19 protein-coding genes are annotated in these 23,999 nt (G+C 56.2%); 2 read left to right on the forward strand and 17 right to left on the reverse strand.

Annotated elements, in window-relative coordinates; translation table 11 throughout:
- The 9 genes from RAC60_RS10100 to RAC60_RS10140 all read right to left on the reverse strand — a co-directional run bounded on the left by RAC60_RS10100 (position 1) and on the right by RAC60_RS10140 (position 14,201).
- Positions 1 to 618: a YfgM family protein gene (locus RAC60_RS10100; protein ID WP_006120623.1), complete on the reverse strand. Its 618-nt coding sequence runs from the start codon at positions 616 to 618 to the stop codon at positions 1 to 3.
- Between the two features lie 38 nt (positions 619 to 656).
- A complete protein-coding gene (gene hisS / locus RAC60_RS10105) occupies positions 657 to 1,931 on the reverse strand; it encodes a histidine--tRNA ligase (RefSeq protein ID WP_006120624.1) in 1,275 nt (424 codons plus the stop codon).
- A gap of 105 nt (positions 1,932 to 2,036) precedes the next feature.
- Positions 2,037 to 3,158, reverse strand: a complete 1,122-nt coding sequence (ispG, locus tag RAC60_RS10110) for a flavodoxin-dependent (E)-4-hydroxy-3-methylbut-2-enyl-diphosphate synthase (protein ID WP_033740886.1) — start codon at positions 3,156 to 3,158, stop codon at positions 2,037 to 2,039.
- A 39-nt stretch (positions 3,159 to 3,197) separates the two neighbouring features.
- Positions 3,198 to 4,214 (reverse strand): cytoskeleton protein RodZ, encoded by a 1,017-nt coding sequence (gene rodZ, locus RAC60_RS10115; protein ID WP_039339986.1) that lies wholly within the window; start codon positions 4,212 to 4,214, stop codon positions 3,198 to 3,200.
- Positions 4,204 to 4,935 (reverse strand): type IV pilus biogenesis/stability protein PilW, encoded by a 732-nt coding sequence (gene pilW, locus RAC60_RS10120; RefSeq protein WP_033740890.1) that lies wholly within the window; start codon positions 4,933 to 4,935, stop codon positions 4,204 to 4,206. Before pilW ends, rodZ begins: the two co-directional genes overlap by 11 nt.
- Positions 4,936 to 5,016: 81 nt before the next feature.
- The gene (locus RAC60_RS10125) at positions 5,017 to 6,186 is read right to left on the reverse strand and encodes a bifunctional tRNA (adenosine(37)-C2)-methyltransferase TrmG/ribosomal RNA large subunit methyltransferase RlmN (RefSeq protein WP_375093533.1); all 1,170 of its coding nucleotides are present in this window, start codon (positions 6,184 to 6,186) and stop codon (positions 5,017 to 5,019) included.
- 174 nt (positions 6,187 to 6,360) lie between these two features.
- Entirely contained in the window at positions 6,361 to 6,792 is a 432-nt protein-coding gene (ndk, locus tag RAC60_RS10130) for a nucleoside-diphosphate kinase (protein WP_003848684.1), read from the reverse strand.
- 176 nt (positions 6,793 to 6,968) lie between these two features.
- The gene (gene pbpC / locus RAC60_RS10135) at positions 6,969 to 9,293 is read right to left on the reverse strand and encodes a peptidoglycan glycosyltransferase PbpC (RefSeq protein WP_375093535.1); all 2,325 of its coding nucleotides are present in this window, start codon (positions 9,291 to 9,293) and stop codon (positions 6,969 to 6,971) included.
- 12 nt (positions 9,294 to 9,305) lie between these two features.
- Positions 9,306 to 14,201 carry an alpha-2-macroglobulin gene (locus RAC60_RS10140; RefSeq protein ID WP_375093537.1) on the reverse strand — a complete coding sequence of 1,632 codons (4,896 nt, stop codon included), beginning with the start codon at positions 14,199 to 14,201 and terminating at the stop codon, positions 9,306 to 9,308.
- A 145-nt stretch (positions 14,202 to 14,346) separates the two neighbouring features.
- On the opposite strand from RAC60_RS10140, the gene sseA reads away from it, so the two are divergent.
- A complete protein-coding gene (gene sseA, locus RAC60_RS10145; protein ID WP_185199099.1) occupies positions 14,347 to 15,189 on the forward strand; it encodes a 3-mercaptopyruvate sulfurtransferase in 843 nt (280 codons plus the stop codon).
- Between the two features lie 35 nt (positions 15,190 to 15,224).
- Here sseA and sseB read toward each other — a convergent pair whose 3' ends face one another.
- From sseB to trmJ, 5 genes are all read right to left on the reverse strand, one after another.
- Positions 15,225 to 15,989, reverse strand: coding sequence for an enhanced serine sensitivity protein SseB (gene sseB, locus RAC60_RS10150; protein WP_172677643.1), 765 nt, complete (start codon positions 15,987 to 15,989; stop codon positions 15,225 to 15,227).
- A gap of 52 nt (positions 15,990 to 16,041) precedes the next feature.
- On the reverse strand, positions 16,042 to 17,328 hold the full coding sequence (gene pepB / locus RAC60_RS10155) for an aminopeptidase PepB (protein ID WP_033740899.1): 1,287 nt from the start codon (positions 17,326 to 17,328) through the stop codon (positions 16,042 to 16,044).
- A 128-nt stretch (positions 17,329 to 17,456) separates the two neighbouring features.
- The gene (locus RAC60_RS10160) at positions 17,457 to 18,611 is read right to left on the reverse strand and encodes an IscS subfamily cysteine desulfurase (protein ID WP_375093540.1); all 1,155 of its coding nucleotides are present in this window, start codon (positions 18,609 to 18,611) and stop codon (positions 17,457 to 17,459) included.
- Between the two features lie 89 nt (positions 18,612 to 18,700).
- On the reverse strand, positions 18,701 to 19,198 hold the full coding sequence (iscR, locus tag RAC60_RS10165) for a Fe-S cluster assembly transcriptional regulator IscR (protein ID WP_375093542.1): 498 nt from the start codon (positions 19,196 to 19,198) through the stop codon (positions 18,701 to 18,703).
- Positions 19,199 to 19,331: 133 nt separating this feature from the next.
- Entirely contained in the window at positions 19,332 to 20,081 is a 750-nt protein-coding gene (trmJ, locus tag RAC60_RS10170; RefSeq protein WP_006120638.1) for a tRNA (cytosine(32)/uridine(32)-2'-O)-methyltransferase TrmJ, read from the reverse strand.
- Positions 20,082 to 20,200: 119 nt separating this feature from the next.
- Between trmJ and suhB the strand changes: the two genes are divergently transcribed.
- Positions 20,201 to 21,004, forward strand: a complete 804-nt coding sequence (gene suhB / locus RAC60_RS10175; RefSeq protein WP_006120639.1) for an inositol-1-monophosphatase — start codon at positions 20,201 to 20,203, stop codon at positions 21,002 to 21,004.
- A 46-nt stretch (positions 21,005 to 21,050) separates the two neighbouring features.
- Here the strand turns inward: suhB and RAC60_RS10180 are convergent, their stop codons facing one another.
- The 3 genes from RAC60_RS10180 to RAC60_RS10190 form a co-directional block, all read right to left on the reverse strand.
- Positions 21,051 to 22,064 carry a hypothetical protein gene (locus tag RAC60_RS10180; protein WP_375093543.1) on the reverse strand — a complete coding sequence of 338 codons (1,014 nt, stop codon included), beginning with the start codon at positions 22,062 to 22,064 and terminating at the stop codon, positions 21,051 to 21,053.
- Positions 22,065 to 22,254: 190 nt separating this feature from the next.
- Complete coding sequence (locus RAC60_RS10185; RefSeq protein WP_039340000.1) at positions 22,255 to 23,235, reverse strand: nickel/cobalt transporter; 981 nt, start codon at positions 23,233 to 23,235, stop codon at positions 22,255 to 22,257.
- On the reverse strand, positions 23,226 to 23,852 hold the full coding sequence (locus tag RAC60_RS10190) for a DUF1007 family protein (protein WP_006120642.1): 627 nt from the start codon (positions 23,850 to 23,852) through the stop codon (positions 23,226 to 23,228). Before RAC60_RS10190 ends, RAC60_RS10185 begins: the two co-directional genes overlap by 10 nt.
- Positions 23,853 to 23,999: the final 147 nt, after the last annotated feature.

Consider the following 23,999-nt stretch of genomic DNA (forward strand, 5'->3'; position numbering starts at 1 on the left):
TTAGCTTAAGTTATTCATCTTCATCTGCATCATTTGCTTCAGCGCCGGAGACGCGTCAGATTCGACGCCTTTGCTCCATGCATCGCGCGCGCCCTGCTTATCGCCTTTGCTCAGCAGCGCTTCGCCGCGGATGTCAGCCACAATGGCTGTCCAGCCATCACCCTTCACACCGTCAAGGGTTTTAAGTGCCGCATCAGCCTGATTCTGTTGCAGTTGAATGCGTGCCAGGCGCAGGTTAATTACCGCCTGCAGATTGGCATCTTTGGTGTCTTTTAATCCGTTTTGCAGCAGGCTCTCGGCCTTGTCCAGCTGATTGCTGTCGACATACTGCTTCGCCAGATCCAGCGCCGCCAGGGCACCATAGGTATTGCTGTTTTCGCGGGCAAACGTGTTAACGGCTTCCAGCGTTTCAGGCTTGCTGACCTGCATGGCGCTGGTGAGTTTCTGGTACTCAGCCGACACGGTTTTAGCAGAGTCCTGCTCATGGCTCGACCAGTAACGCCAGCCACCTAATGCAGCAATACCGATAACCACACCAATGGCTAATGCTTTACCGTTGTTGGCGAAAAAGCGACGCAGCGCATCAACCTGTTCGTTCTCATTGCTATACACTTCCACGCAATCCCTCTCCTTTCAATGGTTGTGCCATAACGCGCTTACTGTAACAGCGTGCGCAGTGCAGCCGCAGCATCCGCCTGCGCCAGCGTTTGCTGTTCGCCATTGCGCAGATCTTTAATCACGACCTGGCCGGCTTTCTGTTCATCTTCACCCAGCACCAGCGCCACGCGAGCGCCCCACTTATCTGCGCGTGCAAATTGCTTCTTGAAGTTCCCGCCGCCGAAGTTAGTCATCAGCTTCATGTCGGGCAGCTGATCACGCAATTTTTCGGCCAGCTGCATTGCCGCTGACTGAACGCCCTGACCTGAGGCGATAACATAGACATCGACATTACGCGCGGGTTCAAATTCTGGGTTCACCGCCTGCACTAACAACACCAGACGCTCCATGCCCATGGCAAAACCGACACCTGGCGTCGCACGTCCACCCAGTTGTTCGACCAGGCCATCGTAACGTCCGCCGCCGCATACGGTGCCCTGCGAGCCGAGGCTGTCGGTGACCCATTCAATCACCGTGCGGTTGTAGTAATCGAGCCCACGTACCAGGCGCTGATTCACCGTGTAAGCGATACCGGCATCATCTAACAACGCACGCAGGCCATCGAAGTGGGCACGTGATTCTTCATCGAGGAAGTCACCAAGCTGAGGCGCATCGTTCAGCAGCGTCTGAATATCCGGGTTTTTACTGTCAAGCACGCGCATTGGGTTGCTGTACATGCGGCGTTTGCAGTCCTCGTCCAGCGCCTCTTTATGCTGTTCCAGAAAGGCAACCAGCGCCTCGCGGTAACTGGCGCGCGCGTCAAGTGAACCGATAGAGTTCAGTTCAAGGCGCACATGGTCGGCGATACCTAACGCTTTCCACCAGCGGGCGTTCAGCATAATCAGCTCGGCATCAATATCCGGCCCCTGCAGGCCAAAGACTTCCACACCAATCTGGTGGAACTGGCGATAGCGCCCTTTTTGCGGACGCTCGTAGCGAAACATAGGGCCCATGTACCACAGGCGCTGTTCCTGATTGTAAAGCAAGCCGTGTTCGATACCGGCACGCACGCAGCCTGCCGTCCCTTCCGGACGAAGCGTCAGGCTTTCGCCATTACGATCGTCAAAGGTGTACATCTCTTTTTCAACCACATCGGTGACTTCACCGATTGCACGTTTGAACAGGGGAGTTTGCTCTACAATAGGTAAGCGAATTTCGCTGTAACCATAACTCGCCAGCACGGACTTCAGGACATCTTCAACTCGTTGCCAGATGGCCGTATCCGCAGGCAGAAAATCGTTCATCCCGCGAATCGCTTGAATATTCTTCGCCACGTTAAAATCTCTTAATGCAAAAAAACCTGTCCGGCATCATACCTCATGAGGATGAAACCGCACAGGCTCAGCTAAAAAAGTCGTGCATGCCGTACGCGCAAAGGATTATTTTTCCAGTTGCTGTACGTCGATACGACGCGTTTCATCCAGCATCGCCGCTTTGGCGCGAATGCGTGCTTCCAGTTGATCGATCATATTGTCATTGTCGAGACGATCGCGCTGACGGACACCGTCTTCGTAGAAACCGCTTTTCTTGTTGCTGCCGGTCACGCCCAGCGTGGACACTGTCGCTTCGCCCGGGCCATTCACCACACAGCCAATGATAGAGACATCCATCGGCGTGATAATGTCTTCCAGTCGCTGCTCCAGCGCGTTTACCGTGCCAATCACGTCAAACTCCTGACGAGAACAGGTCGGGCAGGCAATGAAGTTAATGCCGCGTGAACGGATACGCAGCGACTTCAGGATATCAAAGCCCACTTTGACTTCTTCCACCGGGTCAGCGGCCAGCGAGATACGCAGTGTGTCGCCGATGCCTTCTGAAAGCAGTAATCCCAGACCAATAGCGGATTTTACTGCCCCTGCGCGTGCGCCGCCCGCTTCGGTGATCCCCAAGTGCAGCGGCTGCTCAATTTGTTTGGCCAGCAGACGATAGGACTCAACGGCCAGGAACACATCCGAGGCTTTTACGCTGACTTTAAACTGATCGAAGTTGAGGCGATCCAGATGATCGACGTGACGCATGGCCGATTCCAGCAGAGCCTGCGGCGTAGGTTCGCCGTATTTTTCCTGCAGATCTTTTTCCAGCGATCCGGCGTTAACCCCGATGCGGATGGGAATATTTTTATCGCGGGCACAGTCGACAACAGAGCGGATACGCTCGTTGTTACCAATGTTGCCGGGGTTGATGCGCAGGCAATCCACACCGTACTCCGCCACTTTCAGCGCGATACGGTAGTCAAAATGGATATCGGCGACCAGCGGGACATTGACCTGCTGCTTAATCAGTTTAAACGCTTCGGCGGCATCCATCGTGGGCACCGACACGCGAACGATATCCACCCCCACGCGCTCAAGGGCTTTGATCTGACTGACCGTCGCGGCCACATCGGTGGTGCGGGTGTTCGTCATTGACTGAACGGCGATGGGCGCACCATCGCCAATCGGCACCTGGCCGACGTAAATACGTTTGGACTTACGGCGGATAATGGGTGCTTGGTTATGCATATTTCTTCTCCACAATTGCCCGGAACACGCGTTACGCTGTTATTGCGCACCCAACGTCAGGCGAGCAACCTGGTTATTACGGATAAAGCGACTTAAATCAACGGGTTTATTCTGATATTCGACATGAACAGCTGCCGGCGCACCAATTTTCAGACGATACGGGGCCGTTCCTGACAGGCTCAGTTTACCGCCACTGCGCTGAATACCGCTAAACAGTTTTTTGCCCGTCGCATCGCTGACTTCCAGCCAGCAATCAGCCGTGAAAGTCATCACCACCGCATTCGGATCGGCGGCAGGTTCGCTGACGGCCGCTGCGCCCACAGGCATGGGCTGCGTAGCGTTCGACGACGTCGGTGCGGTAGTGTTCTCTACGGGTGCCTGACTGGGTGAAACCACGGCATTGTTCTCTGCCGAAGAGGAGGTGGCTGCATTTGCGTTGTCGTTTTCAGCGGGCGTGCTGGCCGCTGTGCCGCTGTTAGCAGGAGCAGGGTTCGCCGCGCTGTTTCCACTGGTTAACGGCACGCTGGTACTGTTATCCGCTGGCGCGGAGGACGAACCACTGTTTTGCCCTAAGGGAATCGACTGGCTGTTGTCACCGCTGCTGCCGTTTTGGTCGGCCATCGACACCAGTTCATCCTGAGAGGCTTTATGGTTTTGCCACCACCAGGCCCCCGTCAGACCAACGACAACAAAGACCACCAGCCAGGTGAAGATCATTAACCAGCCGTCCCGCTTCTTGCGGCGTTTACCCAATGAGAAGCTTTGCATCGGTTCGATTTTGGCTGCCCGCACTGGCGTCTGTTTTGCCATCATCGGCAGCAGTTCCTCTTCAGGAATATGCACCAGACGCGCATAGGAACGAATATAACCGCGCAGGAAGGTAGAGGCTAAATCCGCAGGTGACTTGTCTTCTTCAATATCACGCACGGTAGAAAGTTTAAGGCACAGGCGTTCAGCGACATTTTGCTGCGTAAGTCCCATTTGCTCACGGGCGATACGCAGGCGGGCACCTGTGGAATGAACTGCAGAATTTTCTTGAGTGGCTTCAGTATTCATTAGCTAAATAACGCTGGTACTGTATCGATTGCGGAAAACGTCGCGCTAACTGGTCGCCATAACGTGAAACGTCTGCGTGATTTCCCTGTTGCGCGGCGAAACGTATGTGTAACGCCAGGCTGCGTGCCGTCTCCGGCAGCGGCTGGTAAAGCTCTAACAATAGCGCCAGGTTAGCCCATTGGTCATGTTCGACCGCTCTTTCAGCTTCAGCCAGCAGCGATTCTCCCTTACTTCTGTCCGCATCACGCGCATAAGACAATGCTGCTCGCGCTGACTGTCTGTCCCCTGCCCGCAGATAACAATATCCCGACAGTTCGTACGCATCGATGCGGGCGTCTCCTTCCTGCGCATCTTTTGCCCGGATAAACTGTTGATGCGCTTCATCATACTGCCCTAAAGTGCAAAGAAACGCACCGTAATTGTTAGCGATGTAACCATTATATGGGGCAATTTGCTGCGCCTGTAAAAAATGAAGATGCGCAGCAGAAGTTTGCCCTTGACGCTGAGCGAGCCTGGCAAAGGCCAGCTGCACCCGATAATCCTTTGGCGCTGCCGCCTGCGCGCGAAGGAAATTACGGCGCGCCGCACTGTAATCGTTTACGGCAAGGTAATGCATACCCAGCTGTAAACGCAATTCTGCGGCCCCGGGTTGCGACGGTGAACTGACACAACCGCTTACAACAAAAACGGCCAGTAGCCGCGCGCCTGCTCCTTTGCGCATAAGGTTTCCTCCCTGTCATCCGTGTGGTGAGCTGCAGCCTGCCACGCCGGTAACCGATCAGAAACCCTGTTCGTCCGCCTTTCAGATCGCCTTCACAGATATGGCTTCACCGGCCATCTTCTTACGCAGGGTACGTTTGGTGCGGTCGATGACTTCACCCGCCAGCTGACCACAGGCGGCATCAATATCGTCCCCGCGGGTTTTACGCACAATGGTGGTAAAGCCATAGTCCATTAGCACCTTAGCGAAGCGGTCAATGCGGCTGTTTGAGCTGCGACCATAAGGTGCGCCCGGGAAGGGGTTCCAGGGGATCAGGTTAATTTTGCACGGTGTTTCTTTGAGCAGTGCCGCCAGCTCATGCGCATCATCGGTGCTGTCGTTCACGTGGTCCAGCAGCACATACTCAATCGTGACACGTCCCTGGTTGGCGTTGGATTTACCAATATAGCGTTTGACTGCCGCCAGGAAGGTTTCGATGTTGTACTTCTTGTTAATCGGCACGATGTCATCGCGCAGTTTATCATTGGGCGCATGCAGCGAGATAGCCAGCGCCACGTCAATCATGTCACCCAGCTTGTCGAGAGCCGGAACCACGCCCGAGGTCGACAGCGTCACACGGCGTTTTGATAAACCGAAACCGAAATCATCCAGCATGATTTCCATTGCCGGGACGACGTTATTAAGGTTGAGCAGAGGTTCGCCCATGCCCATCATCACGACGTTAGTGATAGGACGCTGGCCGGTCAGTTTGGCTGCACCGACAATTTTTGCCGCACGCCAGACCTGGCCGATAATTTCGGAGACGCGCAGATTGCGGTTAAAGCCCTGTTGCGCCGTTGAGCAGAATTTACATTCCAGTGCACAGCCCACCTGGGAGGACACGCACAACGTGGCACGGTCGCCTTCCGGGATATATACCGTTTCCACCAGTTGATCGCCCACGCGAATAGCCCACTTAATGGTGCCGTCCGTTGAACGCATCTCTTCGACCACTTCCGGCGCGCGAATTTCGGTGAGTTCCATTAAGCGGTTACGCAGCTTTTTATTGATGTCGGTCATCTGCTCGAAATCGTCGCAGCAGTAGTGGTAAATCCACTTCATCACCTGATCGGCACGGAACGGTTTTTCACCCAGGGACACAAAGAATTCGCGCATCTGCTGACGGTTAAGATCCAGCAGGTTAATTTTTTGGCTTTTGGGCGAAACGGAAAGCGGTGAGGTGGACGCGGGCGTCACAATCTGTTCGGACATAGTGTTCTCTGGCCTCGTTGTTACACGTTATGGCGCGGTTGGGAAAAGAAAAAATTACGCCTTCACTAAGCTGGCTCAATGAAGGCGCAATATTGTACAACATCTGCTGCCCGATAACAGGTGCGAGTGACCGCGGGTCAGCAGATTTTTGTAAAGCCGTGTACGCGTCAGTAATTAACGGGTACGTGGGCAGATTTCGTTTTCGCCGAAGAAGTACGCGATTTCACGGGCTGCAGACTCTGCAGAGTCAGAACCGTGAGTAGCGTTTTCGGTGAAGCTGTCAGCATAGTCAGCACGCAGTGTACCGGCCAGTGCGTTGGCTGGGTTAGTTGCACCCATCAGGTCACGGTGACGCTGAACGGCATTTTCGCCTTCCAGTACAGAAACCACAACCGGGCCAGAGGTCATGAATTCAACCAGACCGTCGAAGAACGGCTTGCCCTGGTGCTCTGCGTAGAAACCTTCAGCCTGCTCTTTGCTCAGCTGCAGCATTTTTGCGCCAACAATTTTGAAGCCTGCGCTTTCAAAACGGTTGTAGATAGCACCGATCACGTTTTTCGCGACGGCGTTTGGCTTGATGATAGAAAAAGTACGTTCGATTGCCATGATGACCTCTGTCTTGACGTTCTGAAGAAACCGAGGGCGCACGCCCCGGCTAAGAAACGGCGCCGATTATAGGGGTTGAGTGTGACGTTGCCTATCACAGAACCCATAATTTCTTGAAAAATCTTGATCTGTGTCGATGCGGAAGGCTTTCAAATCTGATTTAGCGCAAAAAACCATCATCCCCGTGTGAAGTTAACGGTCGCAAGCTGCCCGGCTTCATCCATCACCACCAGTTGATAGTCACCTGAGCGATCAAGACGCAGCGACAGCGTGCCGTTCTGGTTTTCCGCCGTCACGGGTTCACCGTTCAAAAACCACCAGCGCTGATTACCCTGCCCGCCCTGTGCCGCAACCGGCATGACCAGGGTGGAATTACCCGGCAACGGCTGCACCCGTTGCCCGTCAATGACGCCTGTGACAATCAGCGGCGCACTGCTGCCCTGCGTGAGTGGCGGGCACTGACTGTCGATAGCCGGTAACCGCTGACGCCGTCGCTCCTGCAACGGTAGCCAGGCTTCCAGCGGTAAGGGCCACAGTAAACGATCGTGGCTGACAGCGTGCGGACAGTCAGCCGCCACGCGGCGGCCCTGGTCATTTAGCCAGTAGCGCAACCGTAAACCGCTGAGGCTTTCCTGGCCCGATGCCAGCAAAGTGGGCGGCAATGTGTCATTCAACACCCAGCTCTGGCGGCGCTGGCGGCAGTTTTCATCGCCCACAGGCAGCGGTTGTCCGCCCGGCCAGCAGATGCTGGCCACCGTAACCGATGCGGGACGAGGATCAACGGGCACCTCCTGTCCGCCTAAACGGTTCATCAGTACGCTGTTTACCTGATTCATCACGGGAACGGCAGACGCAAAACCAAACTGCCCTGCGACGGGCGTTGCATCGGGACGGCCAACCCAGACGCCGATCAGATAGCGGGGATTCATGCCCACCGCCCAGGCATCGCGATAGCCATAGCTGGTGCCGGTTTTCCACGCCAGCGGTACAACCGCAGGCAGGTTCCCTTTGCCCGCAGGCTGCGCTTCACCCGCCAGGACACGGCGGATAATCCACGCCGCGCCGGGCGAAAGCAGAGGCCGCTGCTGCAACGGTTGATCGGGCATCCAGCGCAGTTGCGCGGCGTTGCCCCGACGCACGAAAGCGCTGTACGCCGCAACGATCTCGTCCATGCGCGCGCCGGTGCCCCCCAGGATCAATGACAAATTCGGCTCGGCGCCGGGCGGAAAGCGCAGGTTAAGCCCGACATTGCGCAGGCGGGCCGCGACATTTTTGGGACCCAGCGCTTCCAGCACCTGCACCGCAGGCAGATTAAGGGAACGCACCAGCGCTTCGCTGGCGCTGACCGGCCCATGAAAACCGGTATCGAAGTTACCCGGACGGTAGTCGCCAAAACGGCGCGGCACATCCTGCAGCAGCGACTCGGCATGAATCAGCCCGTCATCCAGCGCCATGCCATAAACAAAGGGTTTTAAGATCGATCCCGGTGAGCGTACGCTGGCAATCATATCGACATGCCCGAAGCGGTTGTCGTCAGCAAAGTCAACGGAACCAACATACCCACGTACGGCCATGGTGGTGTGATCGACCACCAGAATGGCCAGCGAGGTGCGCGGCGGCAGCTGATTTTTGATGTTCAGCGTCATACTTTCCAGCTCACGCTGCAGCGACGGGTCCAGCGTTGAGACGATTTTTTCGTGAGTGCTGATCGACAACAGCCGCCGGGCCAGCAAGGGTGCCATCTGCGGCATTTGCCGTGGTGGCAGCCAGACCGGTTCCTGGCGGATCTCGGCCACCTGACGCGCAGACCAGACGTGATATTGCGCCAGACGGTCCAGCACTTTATTACGTGCCGCCTCAGCCCGTTCCGGCCAGCGGTCGGGCCGCAGGCGGCTGGGTGACTGCGGCAGCACGGCCAGCAAGGCGGCTTCCCCGCGGGTTAACTGCGACGGGGCTTTGCCCAGCCAGCTCCAGCTGGCTGCGCCAATGCCTTCCAGCGTGCCGCCAAAGGGCGCGCGATTAAGATAAAGCGTCAGGATGTCGCGTTTTGACAGGTGCCACTCCAGTTGGAGGGCTCGCCATGTCTGAATCAGCTTGCCGCGCAGCGTCCGCGGCTGCGGGTCGATAAGCCGTGCCACCTGCATCGTTAAGGTGCTGCCACCGGAAATCACACTACGATAGCGAAGATTCTGCCAGGCGGCCCGCAGCACAGACAGCGGATTAATACCAGGGTGATACCAGAACCAGCGATCTTCATAGGTCAGCAACGCCTGGATATAGGCGGGCGAAACCTCTTCGGGCGTGACCGGATAGCGCCAGATCCCCTGACTGTCGGCAAATCGCCACAGCGGCGTACCGTCCTCCGCGACCACCACTCGCGCAGGCTGGACCGCTTTAAGCGGCAGTGGCGACAGCCGGTCCAGTATCAGCAGCGCAAGCAGCAGCCCCAGAACACAAAGCGGCAGCGCCAGCAGCCACCGCTTTCTGATGTGCCTGATCACGCACGCACCCGATTACTGTACATGCAGCTGCTGCGGTGTGCTGCCAATGGCGCGCCATTCGGGCACGTACATGGATTCCACCTGCGGCGGGGGCAAATGATAGCGCCCCGGTGTGACTGCCCGCGCCAGATAAATCAGCGTGGTGGGACGATACGTATCGACGGCCAGAGCGGCAACAAAGCGGTCATCACGGAACTCAATATGCCTGATGCTGGCCTGTTGCATATCCATCATGCTCTCTTTTAAGGCATCGGCGCTGTCCCCCAGACTGGCACTGCTGTCCGCCAGGTTCTGATTTTCCAGCTCCAGACCGGCGGGCAATAAATCCACCACCAGCGCATCGCTAATGCTGCGTTTGGCCGAGATCGTCAGGCGCACCACCAGCAGTTCTCCGCTGCGCAGATTATTCAAATCGGCAGCCTGCCCATCCAGCGTAAAGTACTCGCGTTTAATCGCCATCATATGGCTGACTGGCGCAGGCGGACTCAGCGGATAGCCGACCACGTTCAGACTGGCGTACAGCGGCGTGCTGCCGACATTACGTACGTCAACGCCCTGAGTCAGTTGCTGATGATCCAGTCCTTTATTTAGCGGCGCATCTCCACTCACAGGCTGATCGCTACCCGAAAGTTGCGCCTGCCAGCGTTGCCCGTTGGCGGTTTGCAGCGTCCGGGCCGCCAGGTAAAGGGCATTATTCTCCTGAGTGGAGAACCAGCGCTTGCCCGTCACCTCTTTAGACAGTGACAGCAGCAGGCTGTTTTGCAGGTCCGGCTGCAGTTGATTTTCAGCCAGCAGCGCAATCATCATGCCCTGATCGCGCACGGTACTGCCGTAGTCGCCAAACCAGCGGTTCTCAGCGCGTGGCAGCGTTGTCCCCTGCATCACTGCCAGTTGCGCACGCTGTTCATCACCCATTAGCTTCAGCGCAATGCCCAACTGCATCAGCGCCAGGCCCGACTGGGCCTTGTCACGCTTTTCATACAGCGCACGTAAGGCACCCAGCGGTGCCCGCTGCTGGCGCGCCAGCACCAGTCCGGCATAAGCCTGCACGCTGAAACGTAACGCTTCGACGTGCTGGCTGCCGCCTCCGGTGATCTGCGCCGGGTCCTGAAGATAACGCAGCAGGCGCGCGTTCGCCCGGCTGACGACCTCATCAGGCAACGCATAGCCCGCCTCACTGGCGCGCAGTAAGAAATCCGTCACGTAAGGCGTTAACCAGAATTCTTCTTCGCTCTGTTTGCCCCATAAACCAAAGCTGCCGTCCGCGCGCTGCATGCCCGCCAACCGGGCAATACCGGTTTCCACCGCTGCCCGGCGAACCTCATCAGAGCTGGTTTTGATACCCATGGCGGTAAGTTGCGCCTGGCTGGTGTACAACGATGGCCACAGCCCGCTCGCCGTTTGCTCCAGACAACCGTAGGGATAGGCATAAAGCGCACTGATATAGCGCGCAATATTCAACGGTGGGCGATTACTCAGCGTCAGTTGTCCACTGAGCGTAGCCGCGTCCAGGCCGGCAAAGGCTGCCGCCGTCACCTGCCACGGCTGCTCGCCGTTGATCACCGCGTCAAAACTGAGCGTCTGGGCCGGATAAGGGGGCCTGACGCCAATCTTCCACTGCTGCTGGCTGGGCCGCACCTGCTCACCCGGCAGATTCAGGCCTGAAATCGTGACCTGAACGTTACCGTCACCAAAACCATTTTGCGCGGTGACCGGCACCTGTAGCGTTTTCCGCTCACCTTTGGCCAGCGTCACGTTTTGCGTGGCCGCGCCGGACAGCGCAATCAGCCCCCGGGCTGCGAGATCCACCTTCAGCGTTTGCGGTAAATCAGTCAGGTTGGTGATATCCAGCGCCAGCGATGCGCTGTCGCCGCTGGCCAGGAAGCGCGGCGTGGCCAGTTCACTGACCAGCGGCGCCGCCACAACCAGCTTGCGCTCTGCCGCGCCAAAGCTGTCATCGCTCCAGACCTGCGTCATCAGGCGCAGTTCACCGTTAAATGCCGGGACAGGGAGCGTGATCGAGCCCTTGCCGTTTTTATCCAGCGTAACAGCCTGTAGCTGCTGCGCCACAATGTTGACGTGGGTAATGGGTTTCTTGCCGCCGCGCGTCAGCGTGTCGTCTTCGCCGTCGCCGCCAAAGCGCAGCGCTGCCAGGCGTCCGCCGCCTTCAATCAACTGCCCAAACACATCGTACTGGTCGACGTTATAACGTTTGCGGCCGAAAAAGGCCTGCCAGGGATCCGGGGTTTTGTAATCCGTCACGCTCAAAACCCCGCTGTCCACCGCCGACAGCAGCACATGCACCTTATCCGGCAGCGGGCCGCCTTCACGACTGGCCTGCACATTGACCGTCAGATTCTGCTCAGGGCGAACCTTTTCGGGCGCATCCAGCGTCAGGGTCAGGCGGCGCGCGTCGGTCGCCATCGGCAGATGTAGCAGTCCGACGGCACGTTTTGGCGTAGCGCCGCTGGTTTTGTCCCCTTCCCGTACGACGATGGCACTAAAATAGAGATCGTGACGCTGCCAGCTGTTGGCAATCGGCACATCCACCGTCGTCCCGCCCTGCGGAACGGTCAGCGGCTGCCACCACAGCGTGCCGCTGCTGGACTCAACCATCAGATAGCCCTTACCGGCCGTGGGCGATTCCACCTGCAGATGCACGGTTTCTCCGGGCTGATAAGCGGCTTTGTCTAAGCGGAGTTTGACCTGATCCGGGCGCAGAGCGCCCGTACCATTGGTATTATCCTGCCAGTCATAGCCCGCCTGAAAACGCACGCTGCTGACAATTTTTTCACCCGCCTGCACTTCCAGTCGGTAGCTGCCCCACTCGACCGGGAAGCTGACTTTGGTACTGCCCTCAGCGGGCACCGTAATCGATCGCTCATCTTCCTGCAGATCTTTCGCGTCGTAGCGTGACTGCCAGCCTTCACTGTCAGAGAAGCTCCAGTAGTAGTCACGACGTTCGCGAATCAAGCGCACATTCAGCTTTTCTGCCGCCAGCTTTTCGCCCTGACTGTTGGCGTAAACAATGTCAAAATCGGCCAGGCTGTTTTCCGGCACGGTCGGCTCATCGCGATAACTGTCACTGCGGTAATCGTAGATCGACTTGTTGCCGAACAGGGGACGAATGCCCGGCAGCGCCTCCGCGGGCCAGATCGCCTGAGTGGCACGTCGGGTCACAGGCCGTCCACCCGTTTCCAGCAGGCTGGCCTGTAAAATCAGGTTTAGCGGCGAGTGAAGCTGGTCCCACTGATTCTCGACGGTTAGCTGGGCTTTGCCGTTCGCATCCAGTTTGATATCCACATCACCCAGGCTGCGTTTGACGCCCTCCTCAGTGATATCCCCAAACTGATAGCCAGGCAGCGCTGCCACCGCGTCCCGGGCAGGACGTAGATAGAGCTGCCCCTGCAGCGCATTCCCCGCCGCAGGCGCACCATAGAGATAACGCCCCTCAACGTTAAAGGTGATATCCGCATCGGCAGGCTGAGGTTGCTCATCGTTTTTCAGCGTCAGCGACATGCGCTCTGGCAGGAAATCTTCGACGCGGAAATGCCACTGACGCGGCAGGTTATCACCGGTGTTCAGCCGCAGCATCCAGCCACCGGTCATGGCGGTCGTGGGCAGGCTGAATCGCTGCTGATACAACCCGTCCTGCGGTTGCCAGACAAAGGTGCGCACCACTTCACCGTCGGGCTGTACCACTTCGGCTTTAACCGGCTGGGCCGGTAACGGTTTGCCATCAGCATCACGCAGCAGCGCATTGACGATCACCGTTTCGCCGGGACGGTAGATATCGCGCGGGCCAAACACGAACAGCTGCTTGTCATAGCCCTCCGGTCCCGCCACGGGAAATTCGGCTAAATCTAATGCCGGGCGAGCCAGATCGATGAGGGAGGTTTGATCGCCCTGTATTGCCAACAGGAACTTGCCCTTGTCTTCGGCTTTCAGACGCACATGCCCGCTGCTGTCGCTGGTGCCGTTTTGCAGGACCTGCCCTTTATCGTTCAGGACTCTGACATTGACGCCTGAGAGCGGATCGCCGTTTTCCAGACTCTGGGCAAACAGCTCAAACTGGCCCGGAAAACGGTGCAGTGACAGGCCGATATCGCTCAGGGTGAAGAGCGTGGCTGGCATACTGTAATGATACGTGCCGGCCTGTTTCATCACGGCCAGATAAACGCCCGGTTGCTGAAGCGGCTTGATGTCTTTTAGCGGCAGCTGCAGTTTTTCCCGCGTATTGCGTGCCGGGTTAAGCTCAAAGCGGCCGCTGTAAACCAGCTCACTGGTTTTAAGCAGCTCCTGAGATTGCCAGGTTGAGAGATTACTCCCGTTATTCCACTGGGACAGGAATTGCGCCAGGCCCGCGTTTTTAATCCTGAAAAAATCGACATCCACCTGATCGACATTCAAGGCCAGCACCGGCAGGCCCTGCGCAATACGCAATGGCAGCAAAGAACCGCGACTGGCGAAGCCCACCATCGGCTCAATGTCGCGCGTGGTGATTTTTTGGCTGTAAGCCGCGGTCAGCGTTTCACCATTGGCGGCGCGCAAGCCCGGATCGACGGTCACAGTAAAGTGCCGTGAGGGTTCAGGATGGCGAAAACGCAGCGCCTTGCGATTCCCGGACAGCTCCCAACCGCCATCCACCTTGCCGCGCTGATCGTCCGTCAGCCGGACTTTTTTGGCCACGTCCTGCTTATCATCAAGCGGCTGATTGAACGTTAACACCAGTGCGGCGGCACCCTCGAGCTGGAGCTCGGAGAGGTCGATAATGCTCAACGGCTTACTGACCTGCGCACTGGCGGCAGGCGTTTCAGCGCTGACGGAAAAAGCAGGTAACGTGGCGGCAGACAGCAGCGCGCCGCCGATCAGCATGCTGAACAGCAGCCGGTTAATGCGTTGTTTCATGGTAAATCCTTCACCGTGCCCCAGGGGAATTGTTTTATAATGCTGCACGATTTCACATCAACCTTCGCATTTAATCAACGCTTCTCTTGAGATGGTGGGCACATTGCCCGACACTGGCATCACAGATTGCAGAGAAGAGGTTGTTATGACGACGCCACTGTTTGTGTCCGCCGACTGGTTACAAGAACATTTTAATGACGGCACGCTCCAGGTTCTGGATGCGCGTATGCTGCCGCCGGGCATGGAAGCCACGCGCGATATTCAAAAAGAATATCTGGCGGAGCATTTGCCTGGTGCGCCTTTTTTCAATATTGAAACGCTTTCCGATCACACCAGCCCTTATCCCCACATGTTACCCCGGGCCGAAAGCTTCGCGGTGGCGATGCGCGAACTGGGCATCAACAGTGATAAGCATTTGATTGTTTATGATGAAGGCAATCTGTTTTCTGCGCCCCGCGCATGGTGGATGCTGCGCGCCTTTGGCGTGGCACAGGTCTCCATTCTGGCTGGCGGTCTGCAGGGCTGGAAAACGGCGGGTTATGCGCTGGCTGAGGGCGAGGTCAGTCTGCCGGAAGGTGAGTTTGATGCACAGTTCGATGAAGGCCTGGTGAAACGCCTGACGGATGTCTTGCTGATTAGCCATGAAGGCGGCGCGCAAATTGTCGATGCGCGCGCGGCGAACCGTTTTAATGCTGAGGTCGATGAACCGCGTCCGGGATTGCACCGTGGGCACATTCCTAACAGCCTTAATCTGCCCTGGAATAGCCTGGTCGAGCAGGGCGCACTCAAGCCGGAAGCCGAACTTCGTTCACGCTTTGCGGAAGCCGGTGTGGATATCAGCAAACCCATCGTAGCCAGCTGTGGCTCTGGCGTGACTGCGGTGGTGTTGATTCTGGCGCTGACGGCCCTGGGTGCAAGGGAAGTGACGCTGTATGACGGATCCTGGTCCGAATGGGGCAGCCGGGATGATTTGCCGATTGCGAAGTAACGGTAAACGCGCGGCCGAACAGGCCGCGCAGTGTGTCAGATGATCCGCTGACCACCTTTGAACTCACGCAGGAAACTGCCCCAGCGGCGTTCATAAAAGGGCGTAATGTGCGCGGTAAAGAAGTGACTGATTCCGCGGTCCTCTGCCGTAATCTCACACACATCAATGGGTGCATCATCCAGTAATGTATCGGTGGCTACGCTGCCGGCCGCCTGAATAATTGCCTCAATATCGCTGTCCGCTTCAATACCAATCAACAGATTAGGCACATCATCCGCCTGTTCACGAATGCTGGCAATGAAAGCGCGTTTAACCTGCTTGTATTTGCTGAACAACTGCGTCAGCGAGTCGATCATCTGCGCGGGCGGTTCCGCGATTTCTGACAGCAGCAGTGACTGACCGCCTTCCAGCACCGTTTGCTGCATCAGGGCACTGCCCTCTTCCCCCAGCAGATGACTGATTTCCGCCGCAGAAAACTCTTTGCCCGTGGGCAACTTTGGATTAAGAAACAGCGTTTCGCCACGGGTCATTTCAAACAGCGTACGTACCGGCAGCCGCACATAAGGCTGCTCATCGTTGATCGCCTCGCTCATCGCCTGTTCGGAGGTAAAAAACGGGATCACACTGCTGCCATCTTCTTTTTCCCAGTGCTGCAGGTCGACAGGCGTGCTGGCATCCAACTGCTGCTGGGTGCTTTCCCCCGGCACCCATGCATCCGCCTCCAGCAGTAGCTGAAAAAACTCAGGACGATGGGCAGGCTCCGTGGCGGCCAGCTTCAGCACCTCTTCAAGACGGTTCATCATTCACTTCTACCTTCAAAAAGCGGTGACCAGGTCACCGCGGAGATTGCATTTATTTCAGTAACAGGTTGGCGATAGTGCGCACGCCCAAGCCGGTTGCGCCTGCCGACCATTGATCGACCGCGCTCTTACGGTACGTCGCCGAGCAGTCGATATGTAACCAGCCCTGCTGATAGTGGCTGACGAAATAGGACAGGAACGCCGCCGCGCTGCTGGCACCGGCAGAATGTGCCGGGCTGGCGATGTTATTCAGATCGGCAAAGTTTGACGGCAGATGACTGCGATGGAACTCTGCCAGCGGCAAACGCCAGAACGGTTCGTTTTCACTGACCGCACTGCCCATCACCGACTGCGCCAGCACATCGTCGAAGGTAAACAAGGCGTGATAATCGTTGCCCACCGCCGTTTTCGCGGCGCCGGTCAGCGTTGCCGCATCGATCAGCAGCGTCGGATTCTGCTCGCTGGCATCGATCAGACCATCTGCCAGGACCAGACGACCTTCCGCATCGGTGTTCATCACTTCTACCGACTTGCCATTGCGGTAACGAATGATGTCACCCAGCTTAAAGGCGTTGCTGCTGACCATGTTATCCGCGCAGCACAGGTAGAGTTTGACGCGCTTTTTCAGTCCGCGCGCGATGGCCATGGCCAGTGCACCGGTCACCGTCGCGGCACCGCCCATATCTGACTTCATGGAGTCCATGGTGGCACTGGTTTTGAGGCTGTAGCCACCGGTATCGAAGGTAATCCCTTTACCGACCAGGCAGGCGTAAACCGGCGCTTCGCTATCGCCGGTGGGATTAAAATCCAGTGCCAGGAAAACCGGCGGACGGTTTGAGCCCCGTCCTACCGTGTGCAGGCCCATATAGCCTTGCTCACGTAAATCATCGCCTTTGGTAATGCGATAGCTGACCGCTTCGCCACCTAACTCGCTCAGTAAATCTACGGCACTGTGTGCCAGCGTCTCTGGCCCTAAATCATCTGCAGGCAGGTTAATCGTATCGCGCACCCAGCCTACGATCTTACGGCGGCGATCAAATTCCGCCTGTTCATGTTCACCCAACTGCGGCCAGTCAACGCTGTTTTTGGCTTTCGGGCTGCGATAGCCCTGCCAGAAGGCCCAGCACTGCTCCAGATGCCAGCCTTCGCCCGTCAGGGCAACATGACGAATGCCCTGCCCATCCAGCTTACGCGCGGCACGCTGGATGCTCATCAACGCATCGGCTTCACGCAGGTGCACGGTCATACCGTTTTCATTGCTGCTTAACAGTGCTTTTTCACCCCAGCGCGCATCGGCGGGCTGGTTGCTGAGCGTGATATTCATCGGTTGTGTACTCATTGTAGGGCTCCGTATTCGTTATTCGTTTCATCCAGCCTGTTTTGCGATGGCTTTTCATACAGATGTTACGCCGCACACCGCAGGCGTTGCCGGTGCGCAGTGGTCAGCCTCTTCAGGCCTGATTATGACTACATGAGTTCACGCAGGCGCGTCACGGACTTCTGCACCAGCGCAATGGCATAATCGATCTCTTCTTCAGTGGTGAACCGCCCCAGTGAGAAGCGAAGTGAACTGTGGGCCAGTTCTTCGTTCAGACCGAGTGCGCGCAGAACATAGGAAGGTTCCAGACTGGCGGAAGTACAGGCCGATCCGGACGACAGCGCAAGATCTTTCAGCGCCATGATCAACGACTCACCTTCAACATCAGCAAAACTGACGTTAAGTATGTTGGCGCAGCTGTGTTGCAAATCACCATTCACCGTTACGCCGCCTGTCTCACGGATGCCGTGCCACAGTTTGTCACGCAACAGCGACAAGCGGGCCATCTCTTCTTCACGCACCGCTTTGGCAATGCGGTAAGCCTCACCCATGCCGACAATCTGGTGCACCGGTAAGGTGCCCGATCGCATATTGCGCTCGTGACCGCCGCCGTGGATCTGCGCATCAATCTGGATACGCGGCTTACGACGGACATAGAGCGCGCCAATGCCTTTAGGACCATAAACTTTATGACCGGAAAACGACATCAGATCAACAGGCAGTTCAGCGAGATCGATAGCCAGTTTCCCGACGCTTTGCGTCGCATCGACGTGGAACAGGATGCCCCGCTCCCGGCACAGGGCGCCCAGCGCAGCGATATCCTGAATCACACCGATTTCGTTATTCACGTGCATGATGGAAACCAGCACCGTGTCGTCACGTAGCGCGGCGCGCAGGTCGTCAGGCGCGATCAGGCCATTCGCTGCTGGCGTCAGCCAGGTGATCTCAAAGCCTTCACGTTCAAGTTGCAGGCAGGTATCAATGACCGCTTTATGTTCGGTTACGCTGGTGACGATGTGTTTACCACGCGACTGGTGGAAATGGGCTGCGCCTTTAATGGCGAGATTGTCGGATTCGGTGGCCCCGGAGGTGAAGACGATTTCACGTGGGTCAGCATTGACCAGCTCCGCGACCTGATTGCGCGCAACGTCCACCGCCTCTTCTGCCTGCCAGCCGAAACGGTGCGAACGGGAGGCCGGGTTACCAAACGTGCCATCCAGCGTCAGGAATTGCATCATTTTGCTGGCCACACGCGGATCGGCCGGCGTCGTGGCGGCATAATCCAGGTAAATCGGTAATTTCATTGCGCTACAGCTCCGTATAAAAAATCATACGTATTTATAGCAGATTCAGCCCCTGCCGCGTTAGCAGTAAGGGCCGGAGAAGCAGAGGATTAGGAGGCGCGGAGGTTAACGTTGATTTCCTGTGCGCGGGCGTGCTGGAAACGACGATTGTCGTTAGCATTCTGGCGGTCGGCCACATCCAGGATTTCCTGATTATTCACCAGCTCAGCCAGCGTAATGTTGTTCAGGAATTCGCTAATACGGACGCTCAGGTCACGCCACAACACATGGGTCAGACAGCGCTCGCCACCCTGACAGCCTTCTTTGCCCTGGCATTTGGTGGCGTCCACAGATTCATCAACCGCGGAGATCACTTCACCCACCGCAATCGCGCTGGCTTCTTTGCCCAGCAGATAACCGCCACCCGGACCACGAACGCTGGATACCAGATTGTGCTTACGTAACCGCGAGAACAGCTGCTCCAGATAAGAGAGCGATATACCCTGGCGTTCAGAGATGTCAGCCAGTGGAACAGGGCCCTGGTGAGAATGCAGGGCAACGTCCAGCATAGCGGTAACAGCGTAACGTCCTTTGGATGTCAGTCTCATAGCATACAACCTCAATAGCGTCCGGTTATCGGAGGATTAGCGAAGATGACGGCAAGTCTGACATTCCCGAGTAATTTGGTCAACTATTTAACCAAGTAATTTACTCAACTATTTAACCTGGCGTTTTACTCAACTATTCAGGGCCGTTTTGTTTCGGTCCTTTACGCTTCTCGAACGAGGCGAGCATCCCGCGCAGAATATTGAGTTCGTCGCGCTCAGGACGGGCACGCGTATACAGACGACGCAGCTTGCTCATTACCTGGCCGGGATTGGCTTCACGGATAAATCCGCTTTCCAGCATCATCTGTTCCATGTGCTGGTAGAAACGCTCCAGGTCGTCAACCAGCGGATAAGGTGATTCCTCGTACTGCGGTTTGGGACTGGCGTTGTCCTGCGCCTGCAGCCAGGCCATGCGGACTTCATAGGCAATGATCTGCACCGCCATCGCCAGGTTAAGCGAGCTGTATTCCGGGTTCGCCTGGATGGCCACATGATAATGGCACTTTTGCAATTCATCGTTAGTCAGCCCGACACGCTCACGACCAAACACCAGGGCGACGGGGGCCTGCCGGGCCTCTTCAATACTTTTCAGGCCACATTCACGTGAATCCAGCATCGGCCACGGCAGCGAGCGGGAACGTGCACTGGTGCCGACCACCAGACTGCATCCGGCAATCGCGTCATCCAGTGAGTCGACAATTTTCGCCTCGCCAATCACGTCACTGGCCCCGGCAGCCAGCGAGATAGCCTGTGAATCCGGCTTCACTAACGGATTGACCAAATAGAGGTTAGTTAAGCCCATAGTTTTCATCGCGCGCGCGACGGAGCCCATGTTGCCGGTGTGAGAAGTTTCTACCAGTACGATACGAATATTTTGCAGCATAATTGGGATCGGTCAGAAAATGATGACGCGTACTCTAACATAAAGCAGGACATTTACCGAACACCCTGCTATACTCCGCGCCGTTTTCCCCGTTCTTTAACATCCAGCGAGAGATACCGATGCATCCAATGCTCAACATTGCCGTGCGCGCAGCGCGCAAGGCCGGAAATTTAATTGCCAAGAATTATGAAACCCCGGACGCCGTCGAAGCCAGCCAGAAAGGCAGTAACGACTTCGTAACCAATGTTGACCGCGACGCAGAACGCCTGATTATCGAAGTGATTCGTAAATCCTACCCGAAGCACACCATTATTACTGAAGAGAGTGGTGAACTTGAAGGTGAAGATCAGGACATTCAATGGGTAATCGATCCGCTGGATGGCACGACCAACTTTATCAAACGCCTGCCCCACTTCTCTGTTTCTATCGCCGTACGCATTAAAGGCCGTACTGAAGTGGCGGTGGTATATGATCCTATGCGTAATGAACTGTTCAGTGCCGTACGTGGCCAGGGCGCGCAGCTTAACGGCTACCGTCTGCGCGGCAGCATCGCTCGCGATCTGGATGGCACCATTCTGGCGACCGGTTTCCCGTTCAAGCTAAAACAGCACGCGCCGGCTTACATGAACATCATGACCAAACTGTTCACACAGTGTGCGGACTTCCGTCGTACCGGCTCTGCCGCACTGGACCTGGCCTATGTTGCCGCAGGTCGTGTGGATGGCTATTTTGAAATCGGTCTGAAACCGTGGGATTTTGCCGCGGGTGAACTGCTGGTGCGTGAAGCGGGCGGACTGGTTACTGACTTCACCGGCAATCATGGTTACCTGCATTCAGGTAACATTGTGGCCGGTAATCCTCGTGTGGTTAAAGCGCTGCTGTCGTCCATGCGCGATGAACTGAGCGAAGCGCTGAAGCGCTAAAGAAAAAGGCGGCACATTCTGTGCCGCCTTTTTTAACGCCTTTCGGTTAGCGACGTTCGTTCGCCAACACCTGACGTGGCTGAGTACGACGTCCCACCATGCCCATCACGCCTGCCAGGATTGCTTCAATAATCAGGATAAAGAAGGCGTACCAGCTGGCTTTCGCTGTCGCTTTAGCCGCCTGCTCACCGGCTTCACGGGCTTTCTGCTCAGCCTGCTGTTTCAGCTCCTGATATTTCTGCATAGCCTGCTGATAGCTCTGCTCTGCCTGATTAACGATCTGCTCTGCTTCCTGATCGCTTTTGCCGGTGCGCGCTTTAATAATATTTTTCAACGCCTCACGATCGGCTGCCTGTAATGTATCAGCATGACGATCAATAACGCCTTTAAACCAGTTAGCTAAATCCGTGTCTGCGGTTTGCGGATGATTAGCGGTGTTATTTGCCTGGTTCTCTGCATTCTGCGCTTCATTATTCGCATCCTGCTTCAGTTTTTCAGGTTGTAATTCAGGCTTGCCTGTTTGACGCAGCGTCGTTTCCAGCTCACGCTGCATGTCATTTAAATTAATATTGTTTTCCTGCAGCTTGTCTTTTGCCATTTGGGTAACAGATGGCGCAGCGGCTGAAATACCCTGACCGACAGCCTGGAAGCCCGTGCCCAGAATGTTCATCGCACCGCCTAATACGCTACTGGCAAGACTGATGGCTAAATAAATCGTTATCACCGTGCTTATGCCAAACATCAGTAACCCATGCAGCGCGCCTTCGCGCTGTGCCAGACGTCCGGCAACATAGGCGCCCGCGACGATGGCGAGAAGCATTTCAATCGCCGTCCACACCAGCGCACCGGTGCCCAGATGTTTAAACGGATTGCCTTCCTGCAGGGGATCAATAGTCGTCGCGCCGATAGCTGTTCCCAGCAGAGTTAATAATATGTGAATTATCAGTGCGCAAATAACACCGGCAAAAACGGCACTCCATGAAATACGTTTTAGGGGCAAACCCGCTGTTCCAGTTACCAGCGGATCGGTGTAGCCATTATTAATACGGGTATCAGCCATGAGATATTTTCCTCGCAAAGCACGGAATCGTTCCGTTTTTATTCATCCCATTATTGGGAGGTGATTTAACTATTAACAGCGTAGACAGTGAAAACAAATTTCACCACTAAACAGTCAGCAGAAAAATAAAAAATAGTGAGGAATATATTGCAGAATGAGCAGCGAAAAACGCTTTTCGCTGCTATAGAAATCAGAAAGGCCGGATGCCGCCCGCCAACCCCGGCTGAGCAGATTGCCATAACGCACAGCCCGCAACGATTAACATGACGCTTCCCAGCAAAGCCAACAGAGGCAACAGACTGCGTGCGCGATCGCTTATGTGGCTGTTTGCACTCAGCCGTTGCGCCAGCGAACGCGATCGCTGCACCAGCAGACCAATCGCCGAAATGGTCAGGGCCGTTCCCATCGCCATCACCGCCGCCGAGAGGACGCCCCAGAGGTAAACGCCAATCACCTTAGCAAACAGCAGCATCATGATGGCTCCTGAACAGGGCCGCAGCCCCATCGACAGAACCACCAGTAACTGGGTTTTCACGTTAACGGCACCGGCTACCTGCTGTGCACTGGGCAGATGAGCATGACCGCAGCCGCACTGATCATCATGATGATGGTGTGGATGCAGAGCACGAATGTTCATCGCCGGTTTCGGTCGGAACAGTCGCCACAGAGAGTTGACCGCCCGATAACCTGTCCAGATTCCCAGGGCAATCACCAGAAGATAACTGCCCTTCTCCAGCCAGAAACTGCTCAGATGCAACTGGCGTGATGAGGTGTGCAATACCACCAGCATCAGGGTTACCAGAACAATCGCGACTGAACCCTGTAACAGCGATGCCAGCAGCGTCAGCTTCATGCTGGTTTTCAGTTTTGCCGGATGAGTGGCCAGGAAAGTGGTGATAACAACCTTACCGTGCCCAGGTCCTAACGCATGCAGGATGCCGTACACCAGACTAAACGCCAGTAATGACAGGCCAGCCCGGTGCGGATGTTCGGCGACCTGTTGCAGGAGCTGCGTCATCTCGCGGTTGAGAATTTTTTGCCAGAGCACACTTTGCAGCAGAATTTGCGGCCAGTACAGCCAGATCGCGCTGACCGCCGTCACCAGCCCGACCATGAATACTGCCAGTGGCCACAGCCGTTTTTTGGGCCGCGCTATGGTCGTCAGTGACATGTCAGAATCACCGTTTGCGCGAACTGCCTGCCCAGATCCATCTCTTCGGGTGGCGCATCGGCCTTGTCGAGCGATAAGGCATACTGCTTCAACGAGTCATTCGGCTTTGGCGTATGCAAGGTGAAGGCGCAGCGTGACTGCAACGCTGGCGGCACGGTCAAGGCGTCAGGCTTGTCATAGAACATGTCGACGAAATACGTGGGATCGAAGGTGAGAATCTCAAAGCGCTGACCGGTTAATGTAGGTGGCTCGGCCAGCGGCAACACAAACTCCAGCACCGCTTTGTTGCCACTGCGTGACAGATTGTATTCTTTTGGTAGATTCAAGAACTTCACCCGCTGCTTGTTATGCCAGATTTCAGAAAAATAATGTTGTCCCAGCACATTCGCCATTACGCCGGCTGCCAGTTTTTTCCAGACCACGGTGCCCGGTTTCGCATCGCTCGCGTCGTAAAGAAGATCGGCGGAGGTAATCTCATCCATGGTCCAGATCATTTTCAAGCCCGTAAACCGATCGCCGTCAGCAACCAGTTCCGTTTTCATATCAATAAAGCTGTGAGGATGTGCCAGTGCTGACGAACTTATCAGGGTTAGCAGTGCGAAAAACATGCGTTTCATAATGTTATAAAGTAACGTTCCTGATAAAAAGGTTTCATAAGTAACAAAATTTTGTGACCCGCCTTAAACCTCTGAACAAAAAACCGGGTAAACCCTTCACCGGTCAGGGCAGTTGACTATTCTTAGCTAAAAATAGCCAGCGGGAAT

Source organism: Pantoea sp. BR_17 (assembly GCF_041955125.1).
GTDB lineage: Bacteria > Pseudomonadota > Gammaproteobacteria > Enterobacterales > Enterobacteriaceae > Pantoea > Pantoea stewartii.